The organism is Vibrio sp. HI00D65 (genome assembly GCF_001635455.1).
GTDB lineage: Bacteria > Pseudomonadota > Gammaproteobacteria > Enterobacterales > Vibrionaceae > Vibrio.
In genome coordinates, this window is sequence record NZ_LWEH01000151.1 from 87,127 (window position 1) to 114,125 (window position 26,999).

The 26,999-nt window shown below is 43.8% G+C and carries 25 protein-coding genes and 2 pseudogenes; 14 read left to right on the forward strand and 13 right to left on the reverse strand.

All coding sequences use genetic code 11. The annotated features are described in order from the left end of the window. Positions 1-22: 22 nt before the first annotated feature. Positions 23-1,660 carry a DEAD/DEAH box helicase gene (locus A3712_RS13335; RefSeq protein ID WP_063523851.1) on the reverse strand — a complete coding sequence of 546 codons (1,638 nt, stop codon included), beginning with the start codon at positions 1,658-1,660 and terminating at the stop codon, positions 23-25. A gap of 162 nt (positions 1,661-1,822) precedes the next feature. Next, a complete protein-coding gene (locus A3712_RS13340; RefSeq protein WP_063523852.1) occupies positions 1,823-3,178 on the reverse strand; it encodes a diguanylate cyclase in 1,356 nt (451 codons plus the stop codon). A gap of 283 nt (positions 3,179-3,461) precedes the next feature. Between A3712_RS13340 and A3712_RS13345 the strand changes: the two genes are divergently transcribed. Next, complete coding sequence (locus A3712_RS13345) at positions 3,462-4,634, forward strand: DUF3541 domain-containing protein (protein WP_063523888.1); 1,173 nt, start codon at positions 3,462-3,464, stop codon at positions 4,632-4,634. A gap of 109 nt (positions 4,635-4,743) precedes the next feature. On the opposite strand, the gene A3712_RS13350 is transcribed toward A3712_RS13345, so the two are convergent. From A3712_RS13350 to A3712_RS13370, 5 genes are all read right to left on the reverse strand, one after another. Continuing rightward, positions 4,744-5,352: a class I SAM-dependent methyltransferase gene (locus A3712_RS13350; RefSeq protein ID WP_063523853.1), complete on the reverse strand. Its 609-nt coding sequence runs from the start codon at positions 5,350-5,352 to the stop codon at positions 4,744-4,746. Between the two features lie 31 nt (positions 5,353-5,383). Then, the gene (locus A3712_RS13355) at positions 5,384-5,653 is read right to left on the reverse strand and encodes a hypothetical protein (protein WP_063523889.1); all 270 of its coding nucleotides are present in this window, start codon (positions 5,651-5,653) and stop codon (positions 5,384-5,386) included. A gap of 297 nt (positions 5,654-5,950) precedes the next feature. Then, positions 5,951-7,159, reverse strand: a complete 1,209-nt coding sequence (locus tag A3712_RS13360; RefSeq protein WP_063523854.1) for a NupC/NupG family nucleoside CNT transporter — start codon at positions 7,157-7,159, stop codon at positions 5,951-5,953. A 726-nt stretch (positions 7,160-7,885) separates the two neighbouring features. Beyond that, positions 7,886-8,161 carry a hypothetical protein gene (locus tag A3712_RS13365; RefSeq protein WP_231891807.1) on the reverse strand — a complete coding sequence of 92 codons (276 nt, stop codon included), beginning with the start codon at positions 8,159-8,161 and terminating at the stop codon, positions 7,886-7,888. A 102-nt stretch (positions 8,162-8,263) separates the two neighbouring features. Beyond that, entirely contained in the window at positions 8,264-9,538 is a 1,275-nt protein-coding gene (locus A3712_RS13370; RefSeq protein WP_063523855.1) for an HD-GYP domain-containing protein, read from the reverse strand. A gap of 226 nt (positions 9,539-9,764) precedes the next feature. On the opposite strand from A3712_RS13370, the gene A3712_RS13375 reads away from it, so the two are divergent. After that, complete coding sequence (locus A3712_RS13375; protein ID WP_063523856.1) at positions 9,765-10,301, forward strand: GNAT family N-acetyltransferase; 537 nt, start codon at positions 9,765-9,767, stop codon at positions 10,299-10,301. 110 nt (positions 10,302-10,411) lie between these two features. Here the strand turns inward: A3712_RS13375 and A3712_RS13380 are convergent, their stop codons facing one another. Further along, on the reverse strand, positions 10,412-11,761 hold the full coding sequence (locus A3712_RS13380; protein WP_063523857.1) for a sensor histidine kinase: 1,350 nt from the start codon (positions 11,759-11,761) through the stop codon (positions 10,412-10,414). Beyond that, entirely contained in the window at positions 11,754-12,443 is a 690-nt protein-coding gene (locus A3712_RS13385) for a response regulator transcription factor (RefSeq protein WP_063523858.1), read from the reverse strand. Before A3712_RS13385 ends, A3712_RS13380 begins: the two co-directional genes overlap by 8 nt. A gap of 535 nt (positions 12,444-12,978) precedes the next feature. Between A3712_RS13385 and A3712_RS28875 the strand changes: the two are divergent. The 8 genes and pseudogenes from A3712_RS28875 to A3712_RS13425 all read left to right on the forward strand — a co-directional run bounded on the left by A3712_RS28875 (position 12,979) and on the right by A3712_RS13425 (position 18,467). Continuing rightward, a pseudogene (locus tag A3712_RS28875) lies at positions 12,979-13,534 on the forward strand (hypothetical protein). A gap of 110 nt (positions 13,535-13,644) precedes the next feature. Beyond that, positions 13,645-13,971 (forward strand): annotated as a pseudogene (locus A3712_RS13395) (GGDEF-domain containing protein); the annotation flags it as partial. 98 nt (positions 13,972-14,069) lie between these two features. Then, entirely contained in the window at positions 14,070-14,441 is a 372-nt protein-coding gene (locus tag A3712_RS13400; RefSeq protein WP_063523860.1) for a GntR family transcriptional regulator, read from the forward strand. Beyond that, complete coding sequence (locus A3712_RS13405; RefSeq protein ID WP_063523861.1) at positions 14,438-15,292, forward strand: ABC transporter ATP-binding protein; 855 nt, start codon at positions 14,438-14,440, stop codon at positions 15,290-15,292. The genes A3712_RS13400 and A3712_RS13405 overlap by 4 nt, the downstream gene beginning before the upstream one ends. Next, complete coding sequence (locus A3712_RS13410) at positions 15,292-16,146, forward strand: hypothetical protein (protein WP_063523862.1); 855 nt, start codon at positions 15,292-15,294, stop codon at positions 16,144-16,146. Before A3712_RS13405 ends, A3712_RS13410 begins: the two co-directional genes overlap by 1 nt. A 910-nt stretch (positions 16,147-17,056) precedes the next feature. Then, the gene (locus A3712_RS13415; RefSeq protein ID WP_063523890.1) at positions 17,057-17,347 is read left to right on the forward strand and encodes a putative quinol monooxygenase; all 291 of its coding nucleotides are present in this window, start codon (positions 17,057-17,059) and stop codon (positions 17,345-17,347) included. Next, on the forward strand, positions 17,344-17,898 hold the full coding sequence (locus A3712_RS13420) for a nucleotidyltransferase family protein (RefSeq protein ID WP_063523863.1): 555 nt from the start codon (positions 17,344-17,346) through the stop codon (positions 17,896-17,898). The genes A3712_RS13415 and A3712_RS13420 overlap by 4 nt, the downstream gene beginning before the upstream one ends. Before the next feature lie 143 nt (positions 17,899-18,041). Further along, entirely contained in the window at positions 18,042-18,467 is a 426-nt protein-coding gene (locus A3712_RS13425; protein WP_063523864.1) for a bifunctional diaminohydroxyphosphoribosylaminopyrimidine deaminase/5-amino-6-(5-phosphoribosylamino)uracil reductase RibD, read from the forward strand. A gap of 75 nt (positions 18,468-18,542) precedes the next feature. Here the strand turns inward: A3712_RS13425 and A3712_RS13430 are convergent, their stop codons facing one another. Further along, complete coding sequence (locus tag A3712_RS13430; protein ID WP_063523865.1) at positions 18,543-18,995, reverse strand: NUDIX hydrolase; 453 nt, start codon at positions 18,993-18,995, stop codon at positions 18,543-18,545. A 282-nt stretch (positions 18,996-19,277) separates the two neighbouring features. Here A3712_RS13430 and A3712_RS13435 point away from each other — a divergent pair, with 282 nt between their 5' ends. From A3712_RS13435 to A3712_RS13445, 3 genes are all read left to right on the forward strand, one after another. After that, positions 19,278-20,990: an RluA family pseudouridine synthase gene (locus A3712_RS13435; protein WP_063523866.1), complete on the forward strand. Its 1,713-nt coding sequence runs from the start codon at positions 19,278-19,280 to the stop codon at positions 20,988-20,990. A 196-nt stretch (positions 20,991-21,186) separates the two neighbouring features. Continuing rightward, complete coding sequence (locus A3712_RS13440; protein WP_063523867.1) at positions 21,187-21,570, forward strand: hypothetical protein; 384 nt, start codon at positions 21,187-21,189, stop codon at positions 21,568-21,570. A 124-nt stretch (positions 21,571-21,694) separates the two neighbouring features. After that, positions 21,695-22,708 (forward strand): alpha/beta hydrolase family protein, encoded by a 1,014-nt coding sequence (locus A3712_RS13445; RefSeq protein WP_063523868.1) that lies wholly within the window; start codon positions 21,695-21,697, stop codon positions 22,706-22,708. Positions 22,709-22,728: 20 nt separating this feature from the next. Here the strand turns inward: A3712_RS13445 and A3712_RS13450 are convergent, their stop codons facing one another. Beyond that, the gene (locus A3712_RS13450; protein WP_082856242.1) at positions 22,729-23,799 is read right to left on the reverse strand and encodes a helix-turn-helix domain-containing protein; all 1,071 of its coding nucleotides are present in this window, start codon (positions 23,797-23,799) and stop codon (positions 22,729-22,731) included. Positions 23,800-23,906: 107 nt separating this feature from the next. Then, positions 23,907-24,863 (reverse strand): GlxA family transcriptional regulator, encoded by a 957-nt coding sequence (locus A3712_RS13455; RefSeq protein ID WP_063523870.1) that lies wholly within the window; start codon positions 24,861-24,863, stop codon positions 23,907-23,909. Positions 24,864-24,953: 90 nt separating this feature from the next. On the opposite strand from A3712_RS13455, the gene A3712_RS13460 reads away from it, so the two are divergent. After that, positions 24,954-25,514, forward strand: coding sequence for a cysteine hydrolase family protein (locus tag A3712_RS13460; RefSeq protein ID WP_063523871.1), 561 nt, complete (start codon positions 24,954-24,956; stop codon positions 25,512-25,514). Positions 25,515-25,634: 120 nt separating this feature from the next. Here the strand turns inward: A3712_RS13460 and A3712_RS13465 are convergent, their stop codons facing one another. Continuing rightward, positions 25,635-26,993 (reverse strand): Na+/H+ antiporter NhaC family protein, encoded by a 1,359-nt coding sequence (locus tag A3712_RS13465; protein WP_063523872.1) that lies wholly within the window; start codon positions 26,991-26,993, stop codon positions 25,635-25,637. Positions 26,994-26,999: the final 6 nt, after the last annotated feature.

Here is a 26,999-nt window from a genome sequence, read left to right on the forward strand (position 1 = left end):
CCTCTGTTTGTATGGTGCTGGTTTACTTTTGAGGTGCTGGCTTCGAGCGAGAACGAGACGGTTTATTCGCTGAAGGCTTATTTGTTGATGGCCTGTTCGATGACTTACCTGGTCCGTAACTACCACCGTATTCAGGCTTCTTCACTTTACCAGAGCCTGTCGGTTTACCTTGATTGTTTTTTGAACCCGAATGGCTTTGTAAACCTGAGTGACTTGGTGAATTAGATTGGTTCGAAGCTGGCTTCTTACCTGTATTCCCACGCTTGAAGTTGCTGCCATTGTTTCTTACTGACTTCTCTTCACCAACAGCAGTTGAACCGTTTTCAGCTGGCTTCCTAGCGCGTGTAGGTTTACGTTTTGGTGCAGAACCTGTAGCTGGTACATGGCGCTTGTTCTTACCTGCGGGCTTATGACCGCGAGCATTATCACCCGAGCGTTGGCCATCCACATGTTCACGTGGTTGTTTTGCTTTCTTCGGATTTTTAGGCTTGATTGGACGCGTATCCAAACGAGACTCAGGTAGCTTATTTACTGGGGAGAAACCTTCCAGCTCACGACGCTCTAACACTTGCTGGATAAGGCGCTCAATTCCGAAAAGCTCACCAACTTCATCTGCACAAACCAATGAAATTGCTTTACCAACTTCACCAGCACGGCCTGTACGACCGATGCGGTGTACATAGTCTTCTGATACGTGTGGAAGGTCGAAGTTAACTACTTGAGGTAATTGTGGGATATCAATACCACGAGCCGCGATATCAGTTGCAACCAATACTCGCACCTTACCCGTTTTGAAATTCTCTAGCGCTTTGGTACGAGCGCCCTGGCTCTTGTTACCATGAATAGGTGCAGCAGTAATGCCTTGTTCATCTAGGAAACGAGCCAACTTATTAGCACCGTGCTTAGTTTTGCTAAATACCAACACCTGACGCCAATCATTATCTTTGATCAGCTTCGCAAGCATTGGGCTCTTTTTCTTCTTATCTACTGGGTAGATACTCTGTTCAACAGTTTTCGCCGTTGAGTTTGCAGGGCTTACTGAAATTTCAACCGGGTTATTAACCAAGCCTTTCGCCAGGCTACGGATATCATCAGAGAAGGTTGCAGAGAACAGTAGGTTCTGACGTTTCTTAGGTAAGAAAGCCAAGATCTTACGAATATCGCGGATGAAACCCATGTCTAGCATACGGTCCGCTTCATCTAAGACTAGGATCTCAAGTTGATCGAAGCGCACAGCATTTTGGTTGTATAGATCAAGCAAGCGACCCGGTGTTGCCACCAGCACATCACTGCCTTTACGCAGTTTTTGCATCTGAGGGTTAATTTTTACGCCACCGAATACCACACCTGAAGTCAAAGGTAGATTGATACCGTACTTAACAACACTGCCATTGACCTGAGCCGCAAGCTCACGAGTCGGTGTTAATACTAATGCGCGCACTTGGTTCTGACGAACGCGAGGGCCTTTTGATAGCAATTCAAGAATAGGTAGCGTGAAGCCAGCAGTTTTACCTGTCCCTGTTTGAGCAGCGGCCATTACATCTTTGCCCGTCAGGACAGCTGGCACGGCCTTCTCTTGGATTGGTGATGGCTTATCGTAACCTTGTGCTTCAATAGCTTTAAGGATTGGTTCAGAAAGGCCAAGGGAGGTAAAACTCATAGATTATTTTCTCAGTTGAATAACATTTAGTACGAGCGACAAATGATAAAGGGTGCCGCTGCAGCTTTTGCTGATCAAATTCTTGATACGGAGCAAAGCGCGGTATTCTGAGGCTTTTCCCCACATTCAGCAACTAAATTCTAATCGCAACTGAGATTATCTCTAGGTAATCTGACGCTTCTGGTCGTACATTTTTTCATCAGCGACTTTCAAGAGACCATCGACGTCACTATAGCTGTCGTTATAAATCACCCAACCGACACTGATTCTGAGATAAATAGAGTGCGCCTCATAAACAACGGGCGTTTCGCAGATAACATCTTGTAGTTTTTTGGTAATCGATGCCACATGTTGCTCATCAATAATACGCGGTAGTAGAACCAAGAACTCATCCCCACCAATCCGCGCGACAATATCAGAAGTACGTAGCTTGCCCTTCACTCGCTTAGCACACTCAACTAACACCTTATCACCCGCTGCATGTCCAAAGGTGTCGTTGATCGCTTTAAAGCCATCAAGATCGATGTTCACCACTGCAAAAGTTTTCGTTCGCTGTTTCTGAACGGTTCTGAATGCTTGCTTAAGGCTATACATAAAGTAACGGCGATTTGGCAGCATAGTCAGCTCGTCATGCATGGAGCGACTATCAGCAATCCGATATAGGCGATAAATCGCAATAAAGGCAAGCGCAAGCATCAACATTATGGTGTAGCCCACGATCCTAACGGCTTGAATTCGATACCAAGGCACATCCATCAGTACGTGGTCGTTACCCGATAACGCCAAATACCATCCCCCGTAAGGAAAGCTAACTTGTTCGGTAGTAAAGGCATTGCTAAACACCTCTTGCGTCCCATAAAACACCTGTCCATCTTTACCGGCACTGTTTGCACCGCGAATGGCTAAGTTATATTTGTTTTCAATTTTGCCCACACCTACATCTTCTAACAGCGTATCTAGATCGATAACCGCACTCGATACGCCCCAATAGTCTTGGTTAAAAGGAGGATCTCTAAAGATAGGGGTTCTTGTTATTAAGGCTTGCCCACCTTGGAACAGTTCAAAAGGACCCGCAATAAATGTGTTACCTATGTTGCGAGCGATCTCGACCGACTCCCATTGAATTGGATGGTCTCGATAGTCAATACCAAGGAGCTGTTCGTTGCCTTCCAGTGGATAAACAAAATTAAGCACATCCTTCTCAGCAAGGCCGATTAAGCGAATGTGGAAGCCATCTCGAATGATATTCTGAGCAATCTGGTCCCAACCTTTTTGGTCTCCATTAGGATTAATCGTCACAAGTGTTGAGAAGTTATTGAGAATATACATGTCTGACACGATCGTCGCTTCTATACGAGATCGAATAATGGAGAGCTGCTTTTTAGCGACAGAATACGATTCATTTTTAAGAAGGGTCAATTGCTTGGCGTGAAAATGCTCAATTGCACTTACGACAACAAAGAAGAATAACAACGATAATACTTTGGCAGGCCACTGCTTGCTAAAACGACTTGGCATACGAGAACCTCTAACACTATTGTTCTGTTTACTGCCTTTAATCGGCTCATTTCTGGCTTGTTTTTTCAGTATGCCGACAAGCGATTAAAAATCCATACTTTAAGTCTGGTCTACATTCATTATTGAGTCATCCATCACTCATAGCCAGTTAACTACACTGATTACTCAATCAAAAAACCTAAATGAACCTCATAAAGCTTACATTGTATTGACCCAAACCTTACATTAAAGGATGCATCAGTGTTATTTTGTACTCATGATTAATCAGCTTGGTACTACTCATATGAAGTTAAAAACTCTCACTCTGTGCACCTTGTTATCAACTTCCGTTGCCATTGCGTTCCACGTACAAGCTTCCTCTGAAACAAACAAGGCTGTTGACGTACAAGAGAACCATAAAGCAACAAGCGTACCAGCTGTTCAATTGCAAGCTGAATCTATCTACTCTCAAGAACAGCCTTTCAAACAATCAGCCGACTTGATTCGTCAGACCTATGAAAGCCAGCTTTACACGCTGTCGGCCTTTAAAGAGGGGCATTACGGACTGCGCATGTATCGTCAAACATTAGATGATAAATACGCTGCAGCGGTATGGAGCGATATGGCTCGCGTGGCAAGTAAGCTCAGCAGCCTGTCTAATGACGTCCATACCATGGAGCAGATCGTTCTATATTCAGAAAAACGAGTGTCTTCTTATGTCGGCGATGACGATGAGCGTAGTGTACGACGTTACAACATTACCAAACATATGCCCGAGTACCTCTACCTTGGCGTAGACCTTCTAGGCTCCATGGCCCGTGCCAATGAATACGGTTTAAAGCATAAGAACGACGCCAAACTACGCGAAATCATCCGTCGCTATGACTTTTCTCGTTATGTCACCAATGAAGACATGGTGAAAGCGTGGGCTGCTCAGCTCGCTAATCAGGTTTATTGGCTACGCCAACTGGGTGAGCAAGATGTCGTTGATGATTTCGTCGAAACCTTTAAAAAAGCCTACCCTGACGACAAGGATAAAAAGCTCTCTAGCCAGCAGTTTGGCAATAAGATTTACGGCATGACACACGTCATCTTCGGTGACTCTGAGTACTATCAACATCAAGTCAGCGAACAAGAACACCAATGGATCTATGATTACTTTAGAGAGAACATCGATACTATCCTGCTGCGTGCCAAAGAAGATGTTATTGCCGAGGTTGGCTTAACCTTCCTATTGGCAGGCCTTGAAGATGATCCAGTGGTAGAGAAGACTCAGCTTGTTATCCAGTCCTCGATTGATAAGCAGCGTGGTATGATCCCTTCAATCACCGGTGATTTTGACCTTGAATACGGAGAGCACCGCAACGTATTGGCAATCATGTTACTTGACTGGCAACAGGTGAATGAAGCACCAACCTTCAAAGGGAACCCCAAGGTATTTAAAACCCTCCCTTACGGACTCGTTGAAAATAAATGAGCACTTAAGCCAGACTACAAAAGCCAAAAAGCCGCATACCTTTAAGGCGTGAGGCTTTTTAATACCTGAAACATATCAATAGCGCGTACAAAGCATAAAACTAAAACGCTCATACAGCCTTGTTCATCACTATAGTGAAGTCACCTTCGGTGTAACCCTCAATCAAAGAGACATCGTCACACAGCGTTTTACAGAAGCGATAAACACCTTGAGGATGATAGCTCATCAAGGTATTGCGCGAGGGGTACTGACTAGAGTTAAGAAGGTTAAATATGACGGTTTGATTCGCTAGGTCAAACATCCGAGAAATCATATTAGTCAGGTAATCAGAATCTCGACATATGTAATTCAATGAACCACTAGCAATAACCACATCATGGGTTTCAAGAGGCACCTTGCTCATATCACCCGCAATAAATTGGCAGCGAGCTTCTGTGTACTTTTGCTTAGCCGTTTTAAGGAAGCCAGAGTGCTGGTCGACCCCTGTGTATGATTGGAGACGATAAATGCTGTCGAGTAGTCCAAACAGATCTCCGTAACCACACCCTAGGTCCAAAACACTTTTTTTCTCAAAGTCTGTAGCGCGTGCGATCACTTCGAAGCGACACAACTGGCTCTCTTCACTGGTCCAACCTAGAGACTTTGCTTTCTCCCCTTTCCAACGATGGGTTTGCTTTCGGTGATACCAATACACCTTAAAACGATCGCACCAATGCATTACATGCAACTCAACCACATAGTCAGACTAGCTAGGTTTCAGAGTCGTTAGTAAATAAGCCACCGATCTTGTAGCCAATTGCATAACAAACCGCAGCAACGGTCACGAACACCAGTGCTGAGAAGAAGTACGCTGCCGATGCTGCTACACCCGCGCCCCAGACAACACTAAATACCAAACCTAGATAAGCTTCTTTTGGCCACTGAGATATAGGAAACTGTTCATCACCAGCAATAAGATAAACCATCGCAAATAAGCCAATGAAGGTGGTGATAAGACCAATGAGAACGCGCATGTTCATGGGAAGACCTTTGATTTTTTGAATTTGGTTGCCACTATTGTTCATCGGTACCAAATATCACTACTCGAAACCGCATATGACTAGTCGCAACCCAATAATATTCAAGTATATAGGATAAAAGAGGCTTGCTCTATTACTCTTCAGAGTGAAGCTTTTCGCACTCTACAGCACGAAAAACCTAGTGCTCATCTCATTCGACTTTGTAACAGACACAAAAAAGCGGAGACCTTCTTTACGTAAACTCCGCAAGCAAGGCCTCCGCTTTAACTGAATCTAGCGGCTTTTGCTCAATCTAGATTAAAGCAGGATGAAGATACCCGCTAAACATGCACTCATTAGGTTTGCTAGCGTACCAGCAGCGACTGCTTTTAAACCTAGGTTCGCTACTTCTGCGCGACGCTCTGGCGCCATTACACCGATAGAACCCAGTTGAATCGCAATAGAGCCGATGTTAGCAAAGCCACACAGTGCAAATGTCACAATCACCTGGCTGTGTTCAGACAGTAGCGCTTTGTTTTGAACGAAGTCGATGAAAGCAACAAACTCGTTCATTACGATCTTCTGACCAATGTAAGAACCCGCCATTAATACTTCATCACTCGGAATACCGATTAGCCACGCTAGTGGTGAGAATAGGTAACCGAAGATAGCTTGCAGCGTAATACCCGCAAAGCCGAACGTATCACCTAGACTTTCTAAGCCTGTGTTTACCATGGCAATCACACTCACAAATGCAATCAACATCGTACCAACGGCTACCGCAACCTTCATACCGTTCATCGCGCCGCTAGCCAATGCATCAATTACGTTGCTTTGATCAGCTTTATCTAGCTCAATGTGGTCGTAGTCACTCGGTGTGCTGCGTTCAGGAACGATGATCTTCGCCATTAACAAGCTACCCGGAGCCGCCATGAAGCTAGCAGCAATGAGGTATTTAAGTTCAACACCCAAGCCTGCATAACCACCAAGCACACTACCAGCTACCGATGCCATACCACCTGCCATTACAGCAAACAGTTCAGAACGAGTCATAGACTTTAAAAAAGGACGAATAAGAAGAGGAGACTCACCCTGAGAAAGGAAGATATTACCAGTCGCAACCAAAGATTCAGCTTTACTTGTGCCAAGCAGTTTTTGCACCGCTCCACCTAAGATTTGAATCACTTTCAGCATGATGCCTAAGTAATAAAGCGCAGAGATCAAAGCACTGAAGAAGATAATGATAGGAAGTACGCGAACCGCGAAAATGAAACCTTCAGTAGCAAGATCACCGAAAAGGAAAGCAATACCCGCATCTGCAAAACCAAGCAGGCTAGAAACACCATTACTTAGACTTGTTAACGCTAATTGTCCCCATGGGAAATACAAAACTAAAGCTGCGAAGCCGATTTGAAGTAGTAGTGCACGGATCACCGTTTTCCAGTTAATCGAAGAACGACTTTCAGATAGCAGGTACGCGCAAGCAATCAGTGTAATAACACCGACAAAACCAAATAGAATATTCATAATGAGTCCTTGTAATCCTTATAGAGTGAACATGAGCCAAGCGAATGACATCAAAGGAACAGGACAAAGAACCGCAAGCAAAACGCTACGCGATGAAGGGGCTAACAAAGTTAGCGACTGTAACGACGAGTTGTTCATGTAAAAATCACCTTATACAAGCAGTGGAACGTAGCTGGTCCGGTCCGTGGGGTCATTCACATATCCATGTGACGGCTTGTATTGGCTAAGCACCGGCTTAAAACCGGAAGAGAAGTATAAACAGTTGATTGAGACTTTCATCACATTTTTTAATGCAAACGATCGCGCGGTCATAAAACATACAAAACGAGCTTTTACCGAGGCGATTAACTTTATCAGCAAGAAATAGGATAAATAAAAGTCGCACCAAAACAAAAGCCACAGAGTGTGGCTTTTTTAAGATATGATAGAAAACAGAAGTGACTAGTTTAGCAATGCACTATTCACTTCAGTGTCTTGGAAGCGCTTTTTATAGATAAGTTGCATTTCATTGATGTCATTATCGCTGCAAAGACAGAGCAAAAGATCACCGAGATCTTAAAACGATACTAACCTCGCTATATTGCTCCTGAGCGATTAAGCCCCCAAATAAAAAACGATAGCCTCGGCTATCGCTTTTCTGTCTCTCTTTAATCAATGCTCGTTGTTCATCAAACTCGATTTATTGTACTTACCGTTTACTGAGCGCTTGGTTTGATCATCTTAAAGTCATAAAAAACCGTCGTTGACAGCTCTCTCCTTGAACAACAACTCCCCGTTATAAAAGGTAAAAGCGAGAAGATCGCGCTCATATTCATAAATATAAGCCACAGAACCATTATTGTTGATGATGCGATCGGGCAGCCCCAGTTTCTTCGTCACATCTTCAATATTCGCTTGTCGATCGACAAGTTGCTCTAAAACCGCTTCATCGTAACCATCTTCATCCATACAACCTGACAAAGCGACGACCAGAGCTAGCACTATGATTTTCGTTCTCAACATCTCATTCCTTTAATATTTTTTTACAACCATATCAGTAGCCTTGCTCAGTCACTGCCAGTGCCATAAATAAAATGAGAAGGGATTGAAACGACTCCAAGATCCTCACTTTTCGTAAATCGGGTAAGCCCACTTATCAGTCGACAGCTCAAAGCAATACTGAGCGTACTTCTTCAAACACTCAAACACTTCACGGTCGAGCTTATGGTTCTCGACATGCTCAGTCAAAATCGTCATCGTCTCTTCCAGTGTCATCCCCTTTCGATACGGACGAGATTGTGTCAATGCTTGGAACACGTCGACAACCGCTACAATTCGACTGGGCTGATCCAGTTCTTCTGCTGTTTTCCCCATGGGATAACCCGAACCATCTAGCCTTTCATGATGATTCGACGCCCACTCACAAATCTGAGGCGAGCTGAACAACTCTTGCAGGGCGAACCTAGTATCCGTTGCATGGCGCTTAATACAACAATACTCCTCATCAGTGAGTAGGTCTGGTTTGTGGAGGATATCACTTGGCGTTTGCAGCTTACCGATATCATGTACTAAGCCAGCCAAATAAAGCTTACGCTGCGTTGTATATGAGTAACCCAGTTGCTTTGCGAGGTATTCTGAAAGCTGCCCTACCTTCAACGAATGCTTAAAGGTAAACGAGCTTTTGGTATCCACGACATTGGCAATAAACTCTGCAAAAGCGACCGTTTCATCCAACGACATCTGTTGAGAAAAGAACGATACGGGTTCAAAATTATCCCTCATATTCTCAATGTAAGGGATCTCCATCGAGAACCAGAAATCATCCAAGTCGACAAGCTCACACATATGTTGCAAAAGGTTAGTTTCGAACATCTCTTCCGCTTGCTCAGTCAAACGTTCGATAATGCTCGCTTTTCCATCTGGGGTGAGGTTGCCATAGCGATCGGAAGAGGTGATGCCATAGAGATAGTCAACCCTATCGGCAAGCATGACAATCGCGGCCAGTTCTTTCTCTAATTCACTAATAGGTAACGCTTTAAGCTCCACCCAAGGAGTATGATGATAAAGCACTGGTTTAGAGAATATCGAAAGTACGGGACACTCTTTTAATATTTGATAGCCTTTCTGACAATGGTGGTGGGTGGAATCAGGAACAAAACCTGAGACCAAACTGAGCTGTTCATCAACTTGGGATACACCACAATCGTGAATGAGCCCCAACGAGAACGCAAGCTGTGCTTGTTCTTCTTCCCAGCCCACGCTGAGGGCACAGCGGTAAGCGATATAACCGACTCGTTGCCCATGATTTTTGCTTTCAAAACCTACGCTATCAAGCGCCTTAGCTATGCCAAATAGAGCCTTTCTAAGGTCTACGGTTACGTCTTGGCAATGTTGATTCATTACTTAAGCCTAGAATTTTTATTGTTCTTATATATTTAGGCTGCCAATACTAATGCATAGTTAATGTTTATATGCACAACTAATGTAAGGTTTAATGAGTTTCGTGATAGATCTAACGTATCACGGAAAAACCGTGCTACAAGTGGTTGCATATTAAAAAACATGCGACATTATGTTCTGCCGACTAAAATCCACTCAACTGAACAGTCAAAAGAAAAGGAAATGCATGTTTAAAACAGTTATCGATGATGAATTGTCTATTGCTTTGGTTGAAGAACGTTTCGCCTCTCACTACGCGGAACTCTCACAAAGTCAAAATGAGTATTTAAGTCAGTGGCTTGCATGGCCGCCACATTGTAAAACCGAACAAGATTTTAGGCTTTTCGTTCAACGCTCATTACACGATTACGCAGAAGGTAAAAGTATGACCTGTGCCATCGTGTACCAAGACAATATCGTTGGCAACTGTAGTTTCAATACCATTGATCACGATGTGCAAAAAGTAACGATAGGTTATTGGCTGTCTGAACCATACCAAGGAAGGGGAATTGTGACGCGTGTGGTTAAAAAGCTGATTGATATTGCTTTCAATGAGTTAGATATGGAGAAAGTCGAAATATCTGCCGCCATCGAGAACCAAAGCAGCCGCAAGGTTTGCGAGCGCTTACAATTCAATTTAGAAGGTATCATTACACGTAGCGAGAAATTAAACGGTCGTATCGTTGACCACGCAATCTATGGTCTTCACCGTTCAAAACAGTAACCGTTTCCAGTTTAGAAGGTACAAGCCACGGTTTAAACTATTGGATGTAAGTTCAAACCATGGCTTTGTTTGACCTAAGCGAGTGCAGATTCAATAAAGATAAATAACGGTTAAGCCGCCTTAGCAATTACAATCGTAAATTTAGCACCACCATGACTGCTACCATCGATCTTAATACTCCAACCTAACTTCTTAGCCGCAGAGTTTGCAATGGCAAGCCCCAATCCAAAACCGCCGGTTGAAGCGCTTCTGCTCGAGTCTAAGCGAGAAAATGGAACAAAGACTTCATCACGACGCTCCTCAGGAATACCAGGCCCATTGTCCTCAACGACCACTAGCCAGCTTTCCGAGTTTTCATCTAAAGTCAGCCAAACTTGGTCTTTAGTATAGTTGCCAGCATTCTTGATGATATTATCAAATACCAAACGAACCATTGAGCAGTCACACTTTATCGTACTGTCTTGATTCACCTTTGACTCAAAGGTCACATTGTCCAACTCGGAATAACGAATTCGGTCTAAACAATATTCAAGTAAACTCGCTCTTTCTTTCATCAACTCGAAGAAAGAGTTGTCAATAACATTCAGCTTCGAGAGCATAATGATCTCTGATGTGAGCTCGTTGATATCGTCCACATAAGTATCGATATCATCAAAAAGTGCTTGATGCTGATCAGGCGCTCCTCGCCTCAGTATATCAGTCGCTAACTGTATTCGACTCAACGGAGTGCGAACTTCATGGGGAATTGCTTGAGCAAATATATGGCTCTCTTTCACCTTGCTTTCTATCTCTTCAGCCATGCAATTAAAACTGCTAGCCAATTCCGAAACAGGATGAATATCTTCAGTCTCAAAACGCGTACTCAGTTTACCTTTACCAAACTGTTTCTGCTTCTCAACTAACGACTCAATTCTCTCTTGAAAGCCTCTGACAGGTAAGTAAATACTTGCTCCAATCACAATGATGACCGCAAGCAGAAGTCCAATTAAAAAGTGTCGCTCTGAATCCTCATACCATTCAATTTTAGGCGAAAAAAAATCCCCGACTTCATAAAATGCAAAGCTATACTTGGAATTCGGCAGTTGGTACACAGCCGCGTACAAATTGTTTTCGCTGAGGTAAATAGGCACACCATTTAAGATGGTATGTAACTCGCATCGTTGACAAGGAGGTCTTCCCGACCCATTCTCTAAAAGCCGTAAATTGAAAATAAAAAACTGTTGATGACCTGTTCTATCGAGTTGCTTGTAGAGCGAATCTTCTTTGTCTCGTTGTTGGATATACTGCTCGACAAAGTACAACCCATCATTGAGAAAAGTCTCAATCTCTGTTTTTCTCATATGTCCTTCACCAAGGTGTAGGAACAAAAAAATTGTCGTCGACACCCCTGTAATAATACCAAGGTAGAGCCGAGCAAACATCGAAACAGAGCGAAGCTTCTCTTTAATAAATTTAAGCAACCAGCATATACCCCTTATTACGTACCGTGCGTATTAACTGTTTGTCTTTGGCGTGAACACGCAGCTTTCGGCGTAAACCAGATACACGCATGTCAATCGAACGATCGTTAAACGCATAATCTATCCCTCGGAATAGCTGGCAACATTGGTCTCGGGTAACGACTTGGCAAACATTCTTAACAAGAAGGTTCAAAATCTCAAACTCTGCGGATGTGAGTTTCAAGTTTTGTCCGTATAAAGTGGCACTTTGGGCTGCGCTATTGATGACGATCTCACACTGGTTTTCTGACACCGTTTCCGCCGTTGTTGTAACCGGCGTTGCACGTCTCAACAGAGCTTCGATTCGGGCAAGCAATGCATGCCCTCGTATCGGCTTAGCCACATAATCATCAGCACCGAACTTAAATAAGCTTACTTCACTCATTTCATCTGCAGAGGCAGTAAGCACTAAGATCATTCCATTGTAAAACTCACGAGCCTCCCGGCAGATTTGTGCGCCACTCATACCAGGTAGCATAAGGTCCAGCAGCACTAAATCGGGTTCAATACTTCGGATAGCTTCAAGTGCCAAGTTTCCCTCATGAACAACGCTCACTTCATACCCTTCCGCTTCTAGGTAGAGTGTGGTTAAACGAGCGATCTCTTGGTCATCTTCGACAATGAGTACTTTGGTTTTCGACATATCTATCACCAGTATTTATTAAAAGCGTAGGCAGTATATATACTGGTCATATATCATCAATATTGTTATTAGAGTCAAGACTTTACCGTACGCAAAACATAATAATCATATTTGTACACCTACGTTTACAAAATCAGACATCAAGTCGCCTGCAAGCCTCGATTTATATAGGATCCGCAAAATGACACCGATTGCATTTAATGTCGTATCCCATCCTAATCACTTACACTTGCTTTATTTTCTTACCTACACTTACACTAAAATTGTTTACAAACAACAATCAAATCAACCATCTTTTAACCAGTCATACTGCAGTTTATAAAACCAAGAAATAGATTCCATTTAGGTTAAAAAGCCAGAATATTCGACTGGCCACTAAAAGAAACCGATAACCTGCCTCACTCATCAGCACTTTCTTTTTTTACTCCCCCCATTCTTCCCTATTAACTCATTAGTACTTCAAGTAATATTCACATAGCCAATAGGTCGCTTTGTTATTTGTCATTTAATCACTCCCTGTAGGGACCCTATTAAAATGAATAAACCGCTTTCACTGTTACTGGCTACGTCTGCTTTATTTTCAGCACCATTGCTTGCTGATACGGATAAGCAAGAAACGATAAATAAGATTCAATCTCGGGTGAGTTCTTGGGTTGATATTCGGGTCGCTCCGCAAAGCAGAATTATTCAAAAAATGGTCTTTGACTGTGAGTTCCACAGCGCAACGCCTTATATCAAGTCTCCAGATGGCAGTGAAAGCAGTTCAGGCTCATACCGTTTCTATTCACAAAAAGGTGTACTAGTTACCGTCACTGAATCGTTTACGACTCAGCCATTGCCTGAATTACCATGTGCTTAGAGGAAGACTCACCCTAGCGAGTCAAGATCAAGCACTGCTCCTATTCGAAGCTATCGAAACGGTCTATCCAAATCATTCTATGTTTGATGAGAACTTCCCTAAAGAAATCGTAAAGAAACCAAATGGATGGCTTTTTATTGATGGTGAAATGTTCGATGATAAAAAAGGCTATATCATCGAGACAACACAGGAAGGGAAAGTGACTAAGATCATCCGCTCATTAAACCTATAAACACACCTCTCTCACTAATATGGAAAGGGGGTGATTTGTATTGATAAGTCACCGAAGTAGGCTGCCTGCTCGGTGGCATCTAACTAAAACTTCCTCACGTGGAGTCCAACATGATGACAAGTTATCAATCTTTCGAGTACCTAAAGTGTCCTATTTGGATATATGACATCGATAACAAAAGAATCACATGGGCAAACCAAAGTGCTCTTCCTTTGTGGGAGGCAGAATCTTTGTTTGAACAAACGTCACGCGACTTTAGTGTCGAGATGTCAAAGGCAATAGAGGCGACTCTCGAAGAGTATCAAAGACAATTTCTACGTGGTGAAAGCATTAAAACATGGTGGAACTTCACCCCCAAACACATAGCCAAACGCGCACTATGCCAGTTTTCAGGCATTCCTTTACCTGATGCTCGAACGGGCATTTTACTGAACATCCAACCATAAAAATATTCTATTAATTTTTATAAAAGTCTTGCCAATACGAATAAAAAGGTTAGTGTTATATACATGTATATCACCATACAGTTTTAATTATGACCGAATGGAAAGACGACCAACCGATCTTTAGGCAGCTTGCCACTAAGATCAGCGACCAAATTCTGCAAGGTATTTGGCTTGAGCAACAGGCCCTGCCCTCTGTGCGCGCTGTTGCTGCTGATCTTAAAATCAACCACCTTACCGTCATGAAAAGCTACCAGTTACTGGTTGATGAAGGCTTGGTTGAAAAGAAGCGAGGCCAAGGTATGTATGTAGCCGAAGGTGCACTTGAAACACTGAAAGAGTCCGCACACCAAACTTTCATCAACACACAGATCCCAGCCATCGCTGAGACACTAGGCATCATTGATATGAGTGTCGAAGAACTCGTGAAACAGCTAGAACAACATATAAAGGACAAGTCATGAGTACTTTACTTTCCGCGAAAAACGTCACGAAAACTTATTCAAATCAAGTGGGTGTAAAGAACATCAGCTTCGAACTAAAACCTGGACAGGTGCTTGGCTTGCTTGGTCATAATGGCGCTGGTAAATCGACTCTCATCAAGTCACTGCTTGGTGGGCATAACTACCAAGGTGAAATCGAAGTCAACGGCTACCACCCAATCCACCAGCATGCAAAGCTCATGCAGCACCTATCTTACATCTCTGATGTGAATGTGCTCCCTGAATGGATGACCATCAAACAACTACTTCGTTACACCGAAGGCGTACACCCGAGTTTCAACCGACAAAAAGCCGAGCAAACTCTGAGTAGCACAAACATTAAACTCTCTTCCACGATCAAACAGCTCTCTAAGGGGATGAAAGTACAGGTTCACCTTGCGATCATCATCGCAACTGACACTCAGGTACTCATCTTGGATGAGCCAACACTTGGCCTAGATTTGATTTACCGAGACACCTTCTACCGCCACCTTTTGGAATGGTTCCACGATGGCGAGCGTGCGATGATCATTGCTAGCCATGAGGTTTCTGAGATCGAACATCTACTGACAGATGTACTTATTCTCAAACAAGGCCGCTGCGTGCTGCAGAAAAGTATGGAAGCGATCGAGAGTGATTACTTCATTATCGAAGTTGCTAACAACCACTCAAGCGACATTCAAAAACTGAAACCACTCATTTCACAACCGGGGCTAGGAACGACTAAATGGTTATTGGAAGGTCAGTACAAACCACAAGTTGAATCACTAGGTAACATCTACAACGTTGGTCTTGCCGACCTATTCCTTGCAACACAGACGGAGAAGGCATAATGCACCCAAGTTTTTACATGCTAGAAAAAGAACTTATCGAGCACAGAATCAATACTCGATTACCTTTATTCGTTGCGTTGTGTGGTTTGTTACTGTTCGTGAGTCTGTTCTTTAATGGCGCGGCAAAGCATGAGTTTTTCTTCCAGATGGAAATTAACGGTGATGTGAGCGACATCCACAGAGAATTCGCACAAGACCTTAACTCAGTGATCTACTTTGGCGCGGGCCTAATTTCACTGCTGCTTTCAACGCTGTATATCCCAAAAACACTGCGTAAAGAGCGCCAAGAAGGCAGCTCAATGTTTTGGAGAAGCATGCCAGTATCGAATGCTCTGACTCACGGTGTGAAGCTAGGCTTTGGTTTAGTGGTGATACCCGCTATCTGCGCCCTATTGGTTCTATTTGCCGATGTTCTATTCTGGATTCTAAACGTATCTAGCGAGCAACAACTGGCGCTATTAGTAGAACAGCAATCACTGCTTTATGTGCTCACCAATTGGTTGGTATTCTTTGGTCGAATGCTGTTAGTTGCCTTGGTACTATTACCGTTAGCGACAATGACACTGGCGATCTCGCAGCTGGTTAACTCGCCATTGCTTGTGATCTTTGTTTCAAGCTTTGCAATCAAATGGCTGGCTATCGCACTGTTCGGTTTCTATGGCATCAATGACTTCTTTTCTGTTATCGCTTCACTACCGATGAAAGTACTTACGGCAAGTAACCCGTTCATTGCGCTCTCTGACGTCTCTATCTTATCTTTGAGTATTTATGTCTTGCTTGGTATCGGTGGCTATCTACTGAGCCTTAAACTAAACAGAACGGACGATGTAAGTCTAAAGACGCTGTTCCAATAATAGGTTACAAAACCTATCGCGTGATAGGTAAATAATGCAATCAAAGCTTCTGAAAAATCGGGAGCTTTTTTATTGCCCGTAATTTCTGTTTGGATCTTGGGTGTGGAATCGTTGTGCTAAGTAGGAAATATACTAGGTAACAGATTAACTGTGTAAGAGGTTTGCTTTGAGAGGTATTAATGAGCTGACATTAAATTGCATTGTTATTAATGCCTGCCAGCTCTTTGAGGGATGATTTCTTTAGCTACCGACCAGATGAAGGTCATTGAGAGTGCTATCGAAATCGGTTTGTTTCATTTTGTTGCCATTGATGGCTGTGCTTGAAAGCCTTTCAGCTTTGTAATTTTTTAGCTTTATTACTTGATATGTAGAGCTTATTTCTTTGAAGCTTCTTTCGAAGTGTCTTTCCAGTATTGGATACGAACGCGATGAAGCTGTGCTCTTCTCATTTTTTTCATAAGGTATTTTTCCTTTTCATTTAGCTGCTCTTCATGAGCTTTTTATTGCCAACCATTCGAATCTAACGGCGTTTGATGGCCAGATCAATGATACAAATCACAAAATATAAAGAGTTCTAAGTATCATTTACATCAAAATATGACCTAGATATCAACTGTGGCTCAATTTAATCCAACAAGCCGTTCTACCTATTAAAGGTTAGATCTCTCAGATGACAAACTCATTTCAGTATCAATACACTTCTATGATACTCATTTAATAGACCGGAACATCGAGGATTTAGTTCCCAAATTATTATACCCTCACCAAGTAAAGTTACACCGTAACAGGAAAGGGGAGTTAAGTCTATTTTTGTTCACATTGTTCTATACGACACATACTCAAAATGGGATTATGTTGATGAAAGGCAACATGATAAGTAAAGGATGGGCAGACCAAAATGGACACAACAATCAGTAAAGTGATTTTACAAGGGCACATTGTCGTACCAGACGATGATTTAGAAGCAGTTATACAAGCACTGACCATTCATAAGGAACTCACGTTGGCTGAGCCGGGCTGTATTGTATTTCGTGTTAGCCAAAGCTCACTGCAGCCAAACCGCTTTGAAGTATATGAAGAGTTCACTAACCGTGAAGCGTTTGAGGCCCACCAAAATAGAGTGAAAACCTCTAACTGGGGTAAGATAACTAAGAACGTGACACGCCATTATCAAGTGACTGATATAACCACACCATCATGACCCAAGCATTGACCCACCAAATCGTGGCCTTGATCGAACAAGATCCACTGCGAACAAAAGTCTTAGAGTGCGTGGCTCAATTAGATCTACCACAATGCTATGTCGCTGCAGGTTTCGTAAGGAATCTAGTTTGGGATCACTTGCATGGTTTTGATAGCCCCACGCCGCTCAACGATATTGATGTGATCTACTTTGATCGCGGTGATTATGGTTACCAATCGGACATAGATTACGAAGCTCTGCTAAAACAACAGCTACCTAAACTCAACTGGCAAGTTCGTAATCAAGCTAATATGCATACTCGAAACCAAGATAAACCTTATCAAAGTACACTAGATGCAATGAGTTACTGGCCTGAGAAAGAAACCGCTATCGCAGTAAAGAAAAACTGCCATGGACGTATCGAGTGTGTATCGGCTTTTGGTTTAGAGAGCTTGTTCCATTTGAAAATAACGCCAAATCCAAACCGCTGTCGCGACGTATTTGAGCAACGAGTCCAATCTAAAAACTGGCTAACTCATTGGCCAAAGTTAACCATTAGCCGGAGTTAACTATTGCTGACAGCTAACTATCAAACAACTTCACAGCTAAAACCATTGACTAATAGCCCAATCAGATCGAACATGCCTCACTTATTAGCGAAACCGCACGCGGTAACAAACAATTATTCTTCTCGTCATACTGAGTAACAACCATGAACCAACAATACATGCTGCAAGCACTTGAAGCTTCGCGCCAAGCCCTACCCGATTGCCAACCAAACCCACCAGTAGGGTGTGTATTGGTGAAGAACGATAAAGTAGTGTCTGTTGGTTACACACAAAAGGTTGGTAGGAACCACGCTGAAGTCGAGGCACTGAATCACTATGACGGCGAAATGGAAGGCGTAACAGCCTACGTGACATTAGAGCCGTGCTCTTTTGTCGGTAGAACACCAGCTTGTGCCAATACTCTGGTTGAAGCCGGTGTAAAGCACGTTGTCGTCGCTATGCTCGATCCAGATCCTCGCAACAATGGTCGCGGTGTAGCAATACTAGAATCGCATGGTGTGAAAGTTGACGTGGGACTATGCCAAGCACAAGCTAGTGCCTTTTTAACCCCATATCTTGGTAAATCTTAGTGCTCAGCATCTGTGGAGTTTAGCTATTGCGCTAAGCTTATTGAGGACTCGTTACTCACATGCAGTAAACCAAGTCTAACCCACGTCTACTCGATAAAGTGGGTTAGCTAGCGTATCAACAAAGTATGCCCAGATATGATCATAAACCGCATGTTGGTTAGGGAATGGCGCTAACGCTTTCGCTTCCTCTAAACTGCACCATCGATACTCAGTGTGTTCATGGTTTAATTCTACCGCTTGGTCTGGCGGGCAAAGCACAGCAAATATCGGGATAAGTTGAATGACATTGACGTTCGCCTCGTAGAACTGCTCCAAAAATTGAGCGTTGTACAATTCTTTCGCTTCGATTTTAGTTTCTTCTTCAAATTCGCGTACGATTGCCTGCCAACCAGTTTCACCCAATTCAATCGAGCCTGCAACATGGCACCAATAGCCGCCCTTTACGCGTTTCATTAATAGCATTTTCGTTTGTCCGTCGATCTCAGAAAGAGCGACACCAGCCACAATCGATGTATTGAGTGGAATCATAACATTACCTTATTTTGAACACGAAGCGAGCAAGCCTAGCATCCTTCTATTTGTAAGTAGTCCTCGATGATAGAAAACGAGAGACCAATCATTAATTTGAATTCCTCCCCTGAACACTCCAACCTTATGCGAACAATTAAGTTTACTGTATAAAACCACGGTGCGATTTCTTATTTGAGGCGCTTATAGATTAAGAGTAGAATCGCCTGCCTTATACTGTATTTAAGCTCTCAAAACACAGTAGACTCATAGCCATTTATCATCATCAAGTAAGACGACTATATGCACTCATCAAAACCAACGCACGACTCAGAGAACAGCCATACACCTGAGCACTGCTTCACTCGCTTTCAACAGCCGATCGAGTCATATTCGTTGCCTGAGCGTTTCACCTTTCCGTTCTACTATGAACCGCATCCATTATGTGAAATTGCGTCTCACCAGCTTCAACAATATCTAGAAACCCAAACCGATTGGCAGCACGACTTCGGACTAGATTCTGATGAAGGTCGCGGCAAGATGTTTGGTGTATTACTAGTAAGAAGCCCTGAAGGTGAACTTGGTTACTTCTCTGCATTCTCAGGGAAAATCGCCGATCAAAACCTACTGCCGCACTTTGTTCCACCGGTATTCGACATGCTGAGCAGTGACAGCTTTTTCCGTCAAGAAACCGCAGATATGATGGCGGTAAACGCCGAATTTAAAGCGCTGCAGGTCAACGCTCAATACCTTGAGTTGTGTGAACAATTAGCACAGCAAAAAGCGCAGGCAGAGCAAGAAATCGAAGCTCAACGCTTGTTGATCATTGAAGGTCGTAAAACGCGCAAAGAACAACGAGAACAAGGTAAAGAGAGCCTTGATGAGCAAGCTTTCGAGCAATTAAACCAAGAGCTAAGCAAAGCTAGCGTTGCAGATAAAAACCAACAGAAATACCTGAAGCTCAATTGGGAACAAACCCTAAACGAGCTACAAGGCAAGGTGGATATATTTACGGCTCAATTGGCTGAATTAAAAGGGCGAAGAGCGCACCTGTCTCATCAGCTGCAACACAAGTTGTTTTCACAATACGCTTTCCAAAATGCGGAAGGAGATGTCGAAGACCTTAACCAGATCTTTGAAAACACACCAAATAAAATACCACCGGCAGGCTCTGGTGAATGTGCTGCGCCTAAGCTTCTGCAATATGCCTATTTGAATGGCTATACGCCATTGGCATTAGCTGAATTTTGGTGGGGGCGCTCTCCGAAATCGGAGATACGCAAACACAAGAAATACTACGCGTCTTGCCAAAGCAAATGTGTACCAATACTTGGCCATATGATGAAAGGCCTTGAAGTGGATCCAAACCCATTGCTAGAGAACCCTGCTGAGGACAAAGAGCTCGATATCCTGTTTCAAGATGAGCATATCGTTGTGGTACATAAGCCAGCAGGGTTCCTTTCAGTGCCGGGCAAGACCATCAAAGACTCTGCCTACACTCGCGTTCAGGAAATGCATCCTAATGTGGAAGGGCCGTTCGTTATACACCGCTTGGACATGGCGACCTCTGGCATTCTGATATTTGCCCTGACTCGACGTGCAAACAAAAGCCTGCAGAAGCAGTTCATTACTCGTGAAGTCGAGAAGCGATACGTCGCGATGATTGAAGGTGTTCTGGCTGAAGATGAAGGTTATGTTCGATTACCGCTGCGTGGCGACCTGTACGATCGTCCTCGTCAAATTGTCTGCTACGAGCACGGCAAACCTGCAGAAACTAAATGGGAAGTGATTGAACGCAATCAAGAGACCACCAAGGTTTATCTGCACCCTAAAACAGGACGCACACACCAGTTACGCGTTCACTGTTCACATGAAGAAGGGCTGCATATGCCTATCGTCGGTGATGGATTGTATGGCAACAAAGCTGACCGTCTTCATCTACACGCAGAAAGACTTGCCCTTCACCACCCAGTTACCAAAGAGTGGATGGAATTCCAGTTTGATACAGAGTTCTAAAAACTCTTATCAATAACAAGTCTTCATGAAAGGAGTCACACCATTTGTGGCTCCTCCTCTCCCACCTCCCGACACTTCACGCCCTCGTTTCACCTACCTTTTTCGGATATATCTCCACGCTTATTGCACTACATCAAGGTGCACTTCATTTTGAGGTGTAGGATGCCCCTCTTCACCTTTCCTTGAGGCCTTTGATATGTCATCAGCTGCTTTGAATTTACATGCCAATACACAAACATCTTCTTTGGTTACTGCGCAAACACCAGCAAACGTAAAGCCAATCACAACGAAAAAACCGGATCTGAATTCGGCAATGCTGAATCTCATCGAAGAAGTGAAAAATGAACTCCCGCTCTATGAGTCAGAGACATTCATTTGTGGGCCAAAAGGAAACTGCTCAGGTTGCTCTAAGAAATTGCTTGAGATGGTCGACACAGAATTGATGTACTGGGAACACAGCATCTCAATGGGACAAGGGCCAAACTTCGAAGAACTGCGTCGCTTCGGTAAACTATGCAGCAGCGTAAGACGTGGCTTAGAAAGAAACGGCTTGGTAGAGAAGCGTCATAGAAGAAGATAACTAAAACCAAGTCACTAGCTTAGGTACTAAAACACGATTTAGGGCGTCCTCGATCGTGTTTGAGGTCTCGTGATACCTAGCCTTAGCGCATATTAGCTCCAACCACATCAATTGGAGTTAAAAAATGAAATGGATACATTTACTGTTCACATCCTTGCTTTTCCTTAGCAGTTCAGCCATCGCTTCCGGTGTCGGATTCACTCAAGTCACCTTAACTGACGAACCTAATCGCCCGCTCAACACTGTCATTTGGTATCCCGCGAGAGATGCATCAGACAAAACCATAATTGGCGATAACCCCGCCTTCATTGGTACACAAGTCATCAAAGATGCAGACATTCAATCAGGTACTTTTCCAGTAATACTGCTATCACACGGCTACCGAGGAAATTGGCGCAATCAAAACTGGTTAGCCACCAAACTTGCGAGTAAAGGCTACATCGTAGCGGCCGCTGATCATCCGGGAACCACCTCTTTCGACCATTCTCCAAAACAAGCAGCAAAATGGTGGGAAAGACCAAAAGATGTATCACGTATTCTGGACTACTTGTTATCCGAAACTCAATGGAGTCAATCAGCTAGCGCCAACAATGTTACCGCAATCGGGCATTCGTTAGGCGGCTGGACAGTAATGTTATTGGCGGGAGCGAAAATTGACAGGCAAACCTTTGAGGCGAATTGTCTCATATACCCTAACCCACGAACTTGTGGGCTTGCTGAAGAACTAGGGCTAGACAAAGTCCAAGATGAAGAGCTTGTTCAAAAAGATCTTTCAGACCCTAGGATTCAACGTGTGGTCAGCCTTGATCTGGGGCTTGCTCGCAGCTTTTCAATCGTCAGCTTAAATGACATTAAAGTGCCAACCTTGATACTGGCTGCTGGGATCGATATTGGAGATCTTCCTCAAGCATTAGAGTCTGGCTATATTGCCGAACAGATACCGCTAAACTCTAGACGCTACAAAGTCTATGAAAAAGCCACCCACTTCAGCTTTATTCAAAGCTGTAAACACGGTGCTATAGCCATGCTGAATGAAGAGGTGCCAGGGGATGGCATTATTTGTAAAGATGGCATTGGTTCATCACGCGACCAGTTACACCAATTGTTCTTCAATGACATCGTCCGCTTTCTAAATTAATAAACCAAAGGCAAACACACTCAATCTAAAACAGGTGGCGAACTTCGAAACTCACTCGGAGTTTGCCCTGTTATCCTTGAAAACTCCCTATTAAAATTCGACTTGGTCTGAAAACCTGAACTCAGATAGATCTCAGTTATCGCTTCATCAGTATGCTTCAAGCGATTCTTAGCGTGTTCTATTCGATAGGCGTTAATCACCTTCGAAATGTTCTGTTGGTGAGTTTGATTAACCGCAGACGATATCTTGCGAGCAGGAATGCCCAGCTTTCGTGCCAAGCGATTGAGAGACAGGTCAGGATCCTTGAATACTTGGCGCTCTCTCATTAATGCATCGAACTTAGCCATGATCTGCGTGGCCTCTTCAGCTTGGTCTTCATCTGAGCTGATCGCGAGTGTAGTCGATATATCGACCTCTTCTGGAGAACCTTGTGACACAGTAGGTAAAGCCTGCATCTGCATGGTTTTTTCTTCGGCAGGCATGCTCATACTTACCACCATCACAGCGGACACAATGGCTGGAATAAGGACAAGATAGCTAATCGATAAGATCAGATTGGTGTGCTGCGCATCCAATAGCAAGATGTCGAAAGAAAGTGCACTATCAACCAAAGCTGAGAATAGTAGCATTACACCTGCAACTCGTTCAGCAGCCAACACTTTCGACACATCGGTCAGCCGCACTTGTTCCGGCACTCGCAGCGACGACTTCAGCAGCAAGCTACCATATCCAAAATAGAGCAAGATCAGCAATACATCAAGAGTTCCCGCCCAGAGATGCACATAGAAAAGTGAGCCAACTAAAACAGCAATCGGGCCTAGCCAATGCAAATGTGTGCTGGATTGGCTTCGATGAGCTCCCGAAAAACAGAGCCAAGCCGCCACAGGAACACAGGCACCGAGAATGGGTTGTAAGAAGCGAAACCACGCAATATCAAACGTCCACCGCAGGCCTACTACCGTCACCATCGACGCGCAGAGAATGATAAACCAAAATGGCTTTTGACTGGTTTGTGGGTAACGGCATCGAAACAGCACGCCTGTCATTAATAACAACAGCGCCGCGACAAATGGTAAAGGAATGGCAAGCATCAACAGTCCGTTTAAGTTCGAGAAAAGATCACTTCCCCTTCAAGCACTTCATTAGCGAAGTTACTTAGCGAACCAGTGATACATATTGAATATCAACCTATGGTAAATCATTTTTCTGATAAAAATCTAGAGCGAAACCTTGAAGGCGTTAAACCAATGATTTTCATAAAGACTTTGCGGAAACTGTTGACGTCTTCATACCCAACTAAGTAGCTGATTTGTTCTACTGGTTTGTGAGAACTTTCCAGTAACCCACACGCGCTTTGAACACGCACATGTTGAATATAGTTAATCGGAGTCAAGGTCGTCGCTTTGGTAAATTGTCGAATAAAGGTTCGTCGCGTCATGAAGGCTTCCTCCGACAATTGATCGAGTGTCAAAGGAAGGTGGTGATTCTTTTGAATAAAGCGCTGCACAGAGACAATCTTGTCATTCCCGTGAGCGTAGTTAGGCACAAAACTTTGGTAGTAGCGCTGCTCTCTCCCCCCCGTATCCAACACCAAATACTTACCCAAATTACGCGTATTGGTTGGCGTCGTGTATTTAGTCAGGATAAACAGAGCCAAATCCATCCACGACATCAAACCACCAGCAGTAATGATGTCATCGTCATCGATCAGGATTTTGTCTATATCCACTTCGATTCCAGTATGTAACTCCGAAAACAATTGTTGAGCTTGCCAGTGCGTGGTGACGGTTCGCCCTTCCAGTAATCCGGTTTGAGCAAGAATGAACACGCCTGCGCACGCTGAGCACAATATTGAACCCTTTTGATGGGACTTAATCAGATAATCCGTTAGCCTATCATCACGCTCTAGGTAGTAACTGCCATCTAAGTTTGGCGGCAATAAAATGATATCGGCTTTAGATTCTTCATTTGAGTTAGCCGATGAAACCGACAAGTCATCATAAGGCCTAATCTCAACCTGAAACCGAACAGTTTCACTTTCAGAATCAAGGCTATTCGCCATCTGAAAAAATTCTTTTACTCCAAACACAGCGCTCTGCAGAGAGCCTGGGTAATCGATAATTTCGACCCTTACTGATTTTGTCACTATTGCCATATAGTCTGTCATTTTTGACGTGCGTTAAAAAACATAGAGTAGTCATAATAGCTCCACACCACAAGACATTAACAAATAAAGGTATGGATTATGAGCAATACTGCATTACTACTTATTGATTTCCAAAACGACTACTTCCCTTCATACGAAGGTGCAAAATGGGCACTCTCTGAAACAGAGAAAGCAGCAAAAAAAGGTGCACAGTTGTTATCAGCTTTCAGAGACAAGCAACTTCCTGTGGTTCATGTACGTCATGAGTTTCCGACGGATGATGCTCCTTTCTTCTTGCCAGAATCAGATGGTGCTCAAATCCACAGCAGCGTGACTCCGCTCGAAGGTGAGCCAGTCATCGTAAAGCATCAAATCAATAGCTTCAGAGACACAGAACTGGACAAAGTATTGAAAGAGCAAAGCGTTGAAAGATTGATCATTGTTGGCGCGATGAGCCACATGTGTATTGATGCAGTGACCCGCGCAGCAACTGACTTAGGCTATGAATGTCACGTTGCCCATGATGCTTGCACAACCTTAGATATGGAGTTTAACGGTGTTAAAGTACCAGCAGCACATGTCCACGCCGCATTCATGGCAGCACTTAGCTTTGGTTATAGCAACGTTGCAACAGCAAACGAGCTAGAGAAACTACTTTAATCAAGATCCGCCTAAGTGGGAAGCACTCAGATTCATGATTGCCACCTAAACTGACGGTCTTCATATTAAGAGCAAAAAAGGCGCCGATTAAGGCGCCTTTTTACTAGAAGAGAGCTTTCATTATGCCGCTGCAGTTTGGCGAGTAGGGTGTTTGATGAATACCGCAATCACTGCCACGATAGCCAATGCGAAACAGTAGTATGAGTTAGAAACGATCTCTAACGGCGATAGGTTAAATACCGAACCTAATAGCAGCACCTGCGCACCGTAAGGCAACACACCTTGAATCACACAAGAGAAGATATCCAATAAGCTCGCCGAGCGACGTGGAGATACATCGTTCTCTTGTGCTAATTGACGAGCAACACTACCAGAGACAATGATCGCTACTGTGTTATTTGCCGTGCACATGTTCACCATAGATACCAAACCAACAATACCCAACTCACTTGCGCGGCCATTCGCTTGCTTAAAGTGTGAAGATCCGAACGCACGAATCATGCTACTTACTAGGTTAGTCAAGAAAGCTAGACCACCTTGGCGACGCATCAATTCACTCAAACCACCGATCAGCATCGACAGTAAGAAAATTTCCTGCATGTTGCCAAAGCCAGCATAAATATCTTGCGCGTAATCCGTTAAACCGTAGTTCTCCAGAGAACCTAAGCTAACGCCACCCGCCAGTAAGATACCGATGGTTAGCACAACAAACACGTTCATACCTGATACTGCAAGGATCAAGATAGTGATGTAAGGCAGTACTTTCAGCCACTCAATAGGACCCATTTCAGGCACTTGAGTCGCAGTGCTGTTAAAAGCGAAGATAACAATCGCGATCAGTGCAGCAGGAAGTGCGATACGGATGTTCTCTTTAAACTTGTCTCTCATCTCACAGCCTTGCGAGCGCGTTGCAGCAATCGTGGTATCAGAGATGATAGAAAGGTTGTCACCAAACATCGCGCCACTTAAAACAACGCCTGCTGTCAGTGGAATGCTCATACCTGCAGAATCAGCAATGCCTAGTGCAACAGGAGCTACCGCGGCGATGGTGCCCATCGAAGTACCCATTGCTGTTGCGATGAAAGCAGAAATTAGGAAGATACCCGGTAGGATCATACTCGTCGGGATTGCCGACAAACCAAGGTTTACCGTCGCATCCACACCACCAGAAGCCTTAGCAACCGCCGCAAAAGCACCTGCCAATAGGTAGATCATACACATTGCGATAATGTCTTTGTGACCGACTCCACTCAAGAACTGTTCGATAGCACGGTTCAATTTATCTTTACTCAGCAGCAGCGCCAACATCACAGCAGGTAGAGCCGCAATCGGAGCTGGAAGCTGATAGAAAGCAAAATCGACGCCTTGCAACGACAAGTAGGTACCTACGCCAATAAACAGCGCTAGGAACACAATCAGAGGGATAAGCGCTACGGCCGAAGGGGCAATAACCGCATTGGAATTTTTTGAATTGGACATGGAACG

Coding starts and splice junctions, on each gene's coding strand:
- A3712_RS13365 (WP_231891807.1), bottom strand. CDS start 8,161: ATGTTGAGAACGAAAATCATAGTGCTAGCTCTGGTCGTCGCTTTGTCA.
- A3712_RS13385 (WP_063523858.1), bottom strand. CDS start 12,443: ATGTCGAAAACCAAAGTACTCATTGTCGAAGATGACCAAGAGATCGCT.
- A3712_RS13375 (WP_063523856.1), top strand. CDS start 9,765: ATGTTTAAAACAGTTATCGATGATGAATTGTCTATTGCTTTGGTTGAA.
- A3712_RS13425 (WP_063523864.1), top strand. CDS start 18,042: ATGAACCAACAATACATGCTGCAAGCACTTGAAGCTTCGCGCCAAGCC.
- A3712_RS13450 (WP_082856242.1), bottom strand. CDS start 23,799: ATGCTTGCCATTCCTTTACCATTTGTCGCGGCGCTGTTGTTATTAATG.
- A3712_RS13335 (WP_063523851.1), bottom strand. CDS start 1,660: ATGAGTTTTACCTCCCTTGGCCTTTCTGAACCAATCCTTAAAGCTATT.
- A3712_RS13350 (WP_063523853.1), bottom strand. CDS start 5,352: ATGCATTGGTGCGATCGTTTTAAGGTGTATTGGTATCACCGAAAGCAA.
- A3712_RS13370 (WP_063523855.1), bottom strand. CDS start 9,538: ATGAATCAACATTGCCAAGACGTAACCGTAGACCTTAGAAAGGCTCTA.
- A3712_RS13430 (WP_063523865.1), bottom strand. CDS start 18,995: ATGATTCCACTCAATACATCGATTGTGGCTGGTGTCGCTCTTTCTGAG.
- A3712_RS13405 (WP_063523861.1), top strand. CDS start 14,438: ATGAGTACTTTACTTTCCGCGAAAAACGTCACGAAAACTTATTCAAAT.
- A3712_RS13460 (WP_063523871.1), top strand. CDS start 24,954: ATGAGCAATACTGCATTACTACTTATTGATTTCCAAAACGACTACTTC.
- A3712_RS13455 (WP_063523870.1), bottom strand. CDS start 24,863: ATGGCAATAGTGACAAAATCAGTAAGGGTCGAAATTATCGATTACCCA.
- A3712_RS13420 (WP_063523863.1), top strand. CDS start 17,344: ATGACCCAAGCATTGACCCACCAAATCGTGGCCTTGATCGAACAAGAT.
- A3712_RS13355 (WP_063523889.1), bottom strand. CDS start 5,653: ATGAACATGCGCGTTCTCATTGGTCTTATCACCACCTTCATTGGCTTA.
- A3712_RS13440 (WP_063523867.1), top strand. CDS start 21,187: ATGTCATCAGCTGCTTTGAATTTACATGCCAATACACAAACATCTTCT.
- A3712_RS13345 (WP_063523888.1), top strand. CDS start 3,462: ATGAAGTTAAAAACTCTCACTCTGTGCACCTTGTTATCAACTTCCGTT.
- A3712_RS13465 (WP_063523872.1), bottom strand. CDS start 26,993: ATGTCCAATTCAAAAAATTCCAATGCGGTTATTGCCCCTTCGGCCGTA.
- A3712_RS13340 (WP_063523852.1), bottom strand. CDS start 3,178: ATGCCAAGTCGTTTTAGCAAGCAGTGGCCTGCCAAAGTATTATCGTTG.
- A3712_RS13400 (WP_063523860.1), top strand. CDS start 14,070: ATGACCGAATGGAAAGACGACCAACCGATCTTTAGGCAGCTTGCCACT.
- A3712_RS13410 (WP_063523862.1), top strand. CDS start 15,292: ATGCACCCAAGTTTTTACATGCTAGAAAAAGAACTTATCGAGCACAGA.
- A3712_RS13360 (WP_063523854.1), bottom strand. CDS start 7,159: ATGAATATTCTATTTGGTTTTGTCGGTGTTATTACACTGATTGCTTGC.
- A3712_RS13445 (WP_063523868.1), top strand. CDS start 21,695: ATGAAATGGATACATTTACTGTTCACATCCTTGCTTTTCCTTAGCAGT.
- A3712_RS13435 (WP_063523866.1), top strand. CDS start 19,278: ATGCACTCATCAAAACCAACGCACGACTCAGAGAACAGCCATACACCT.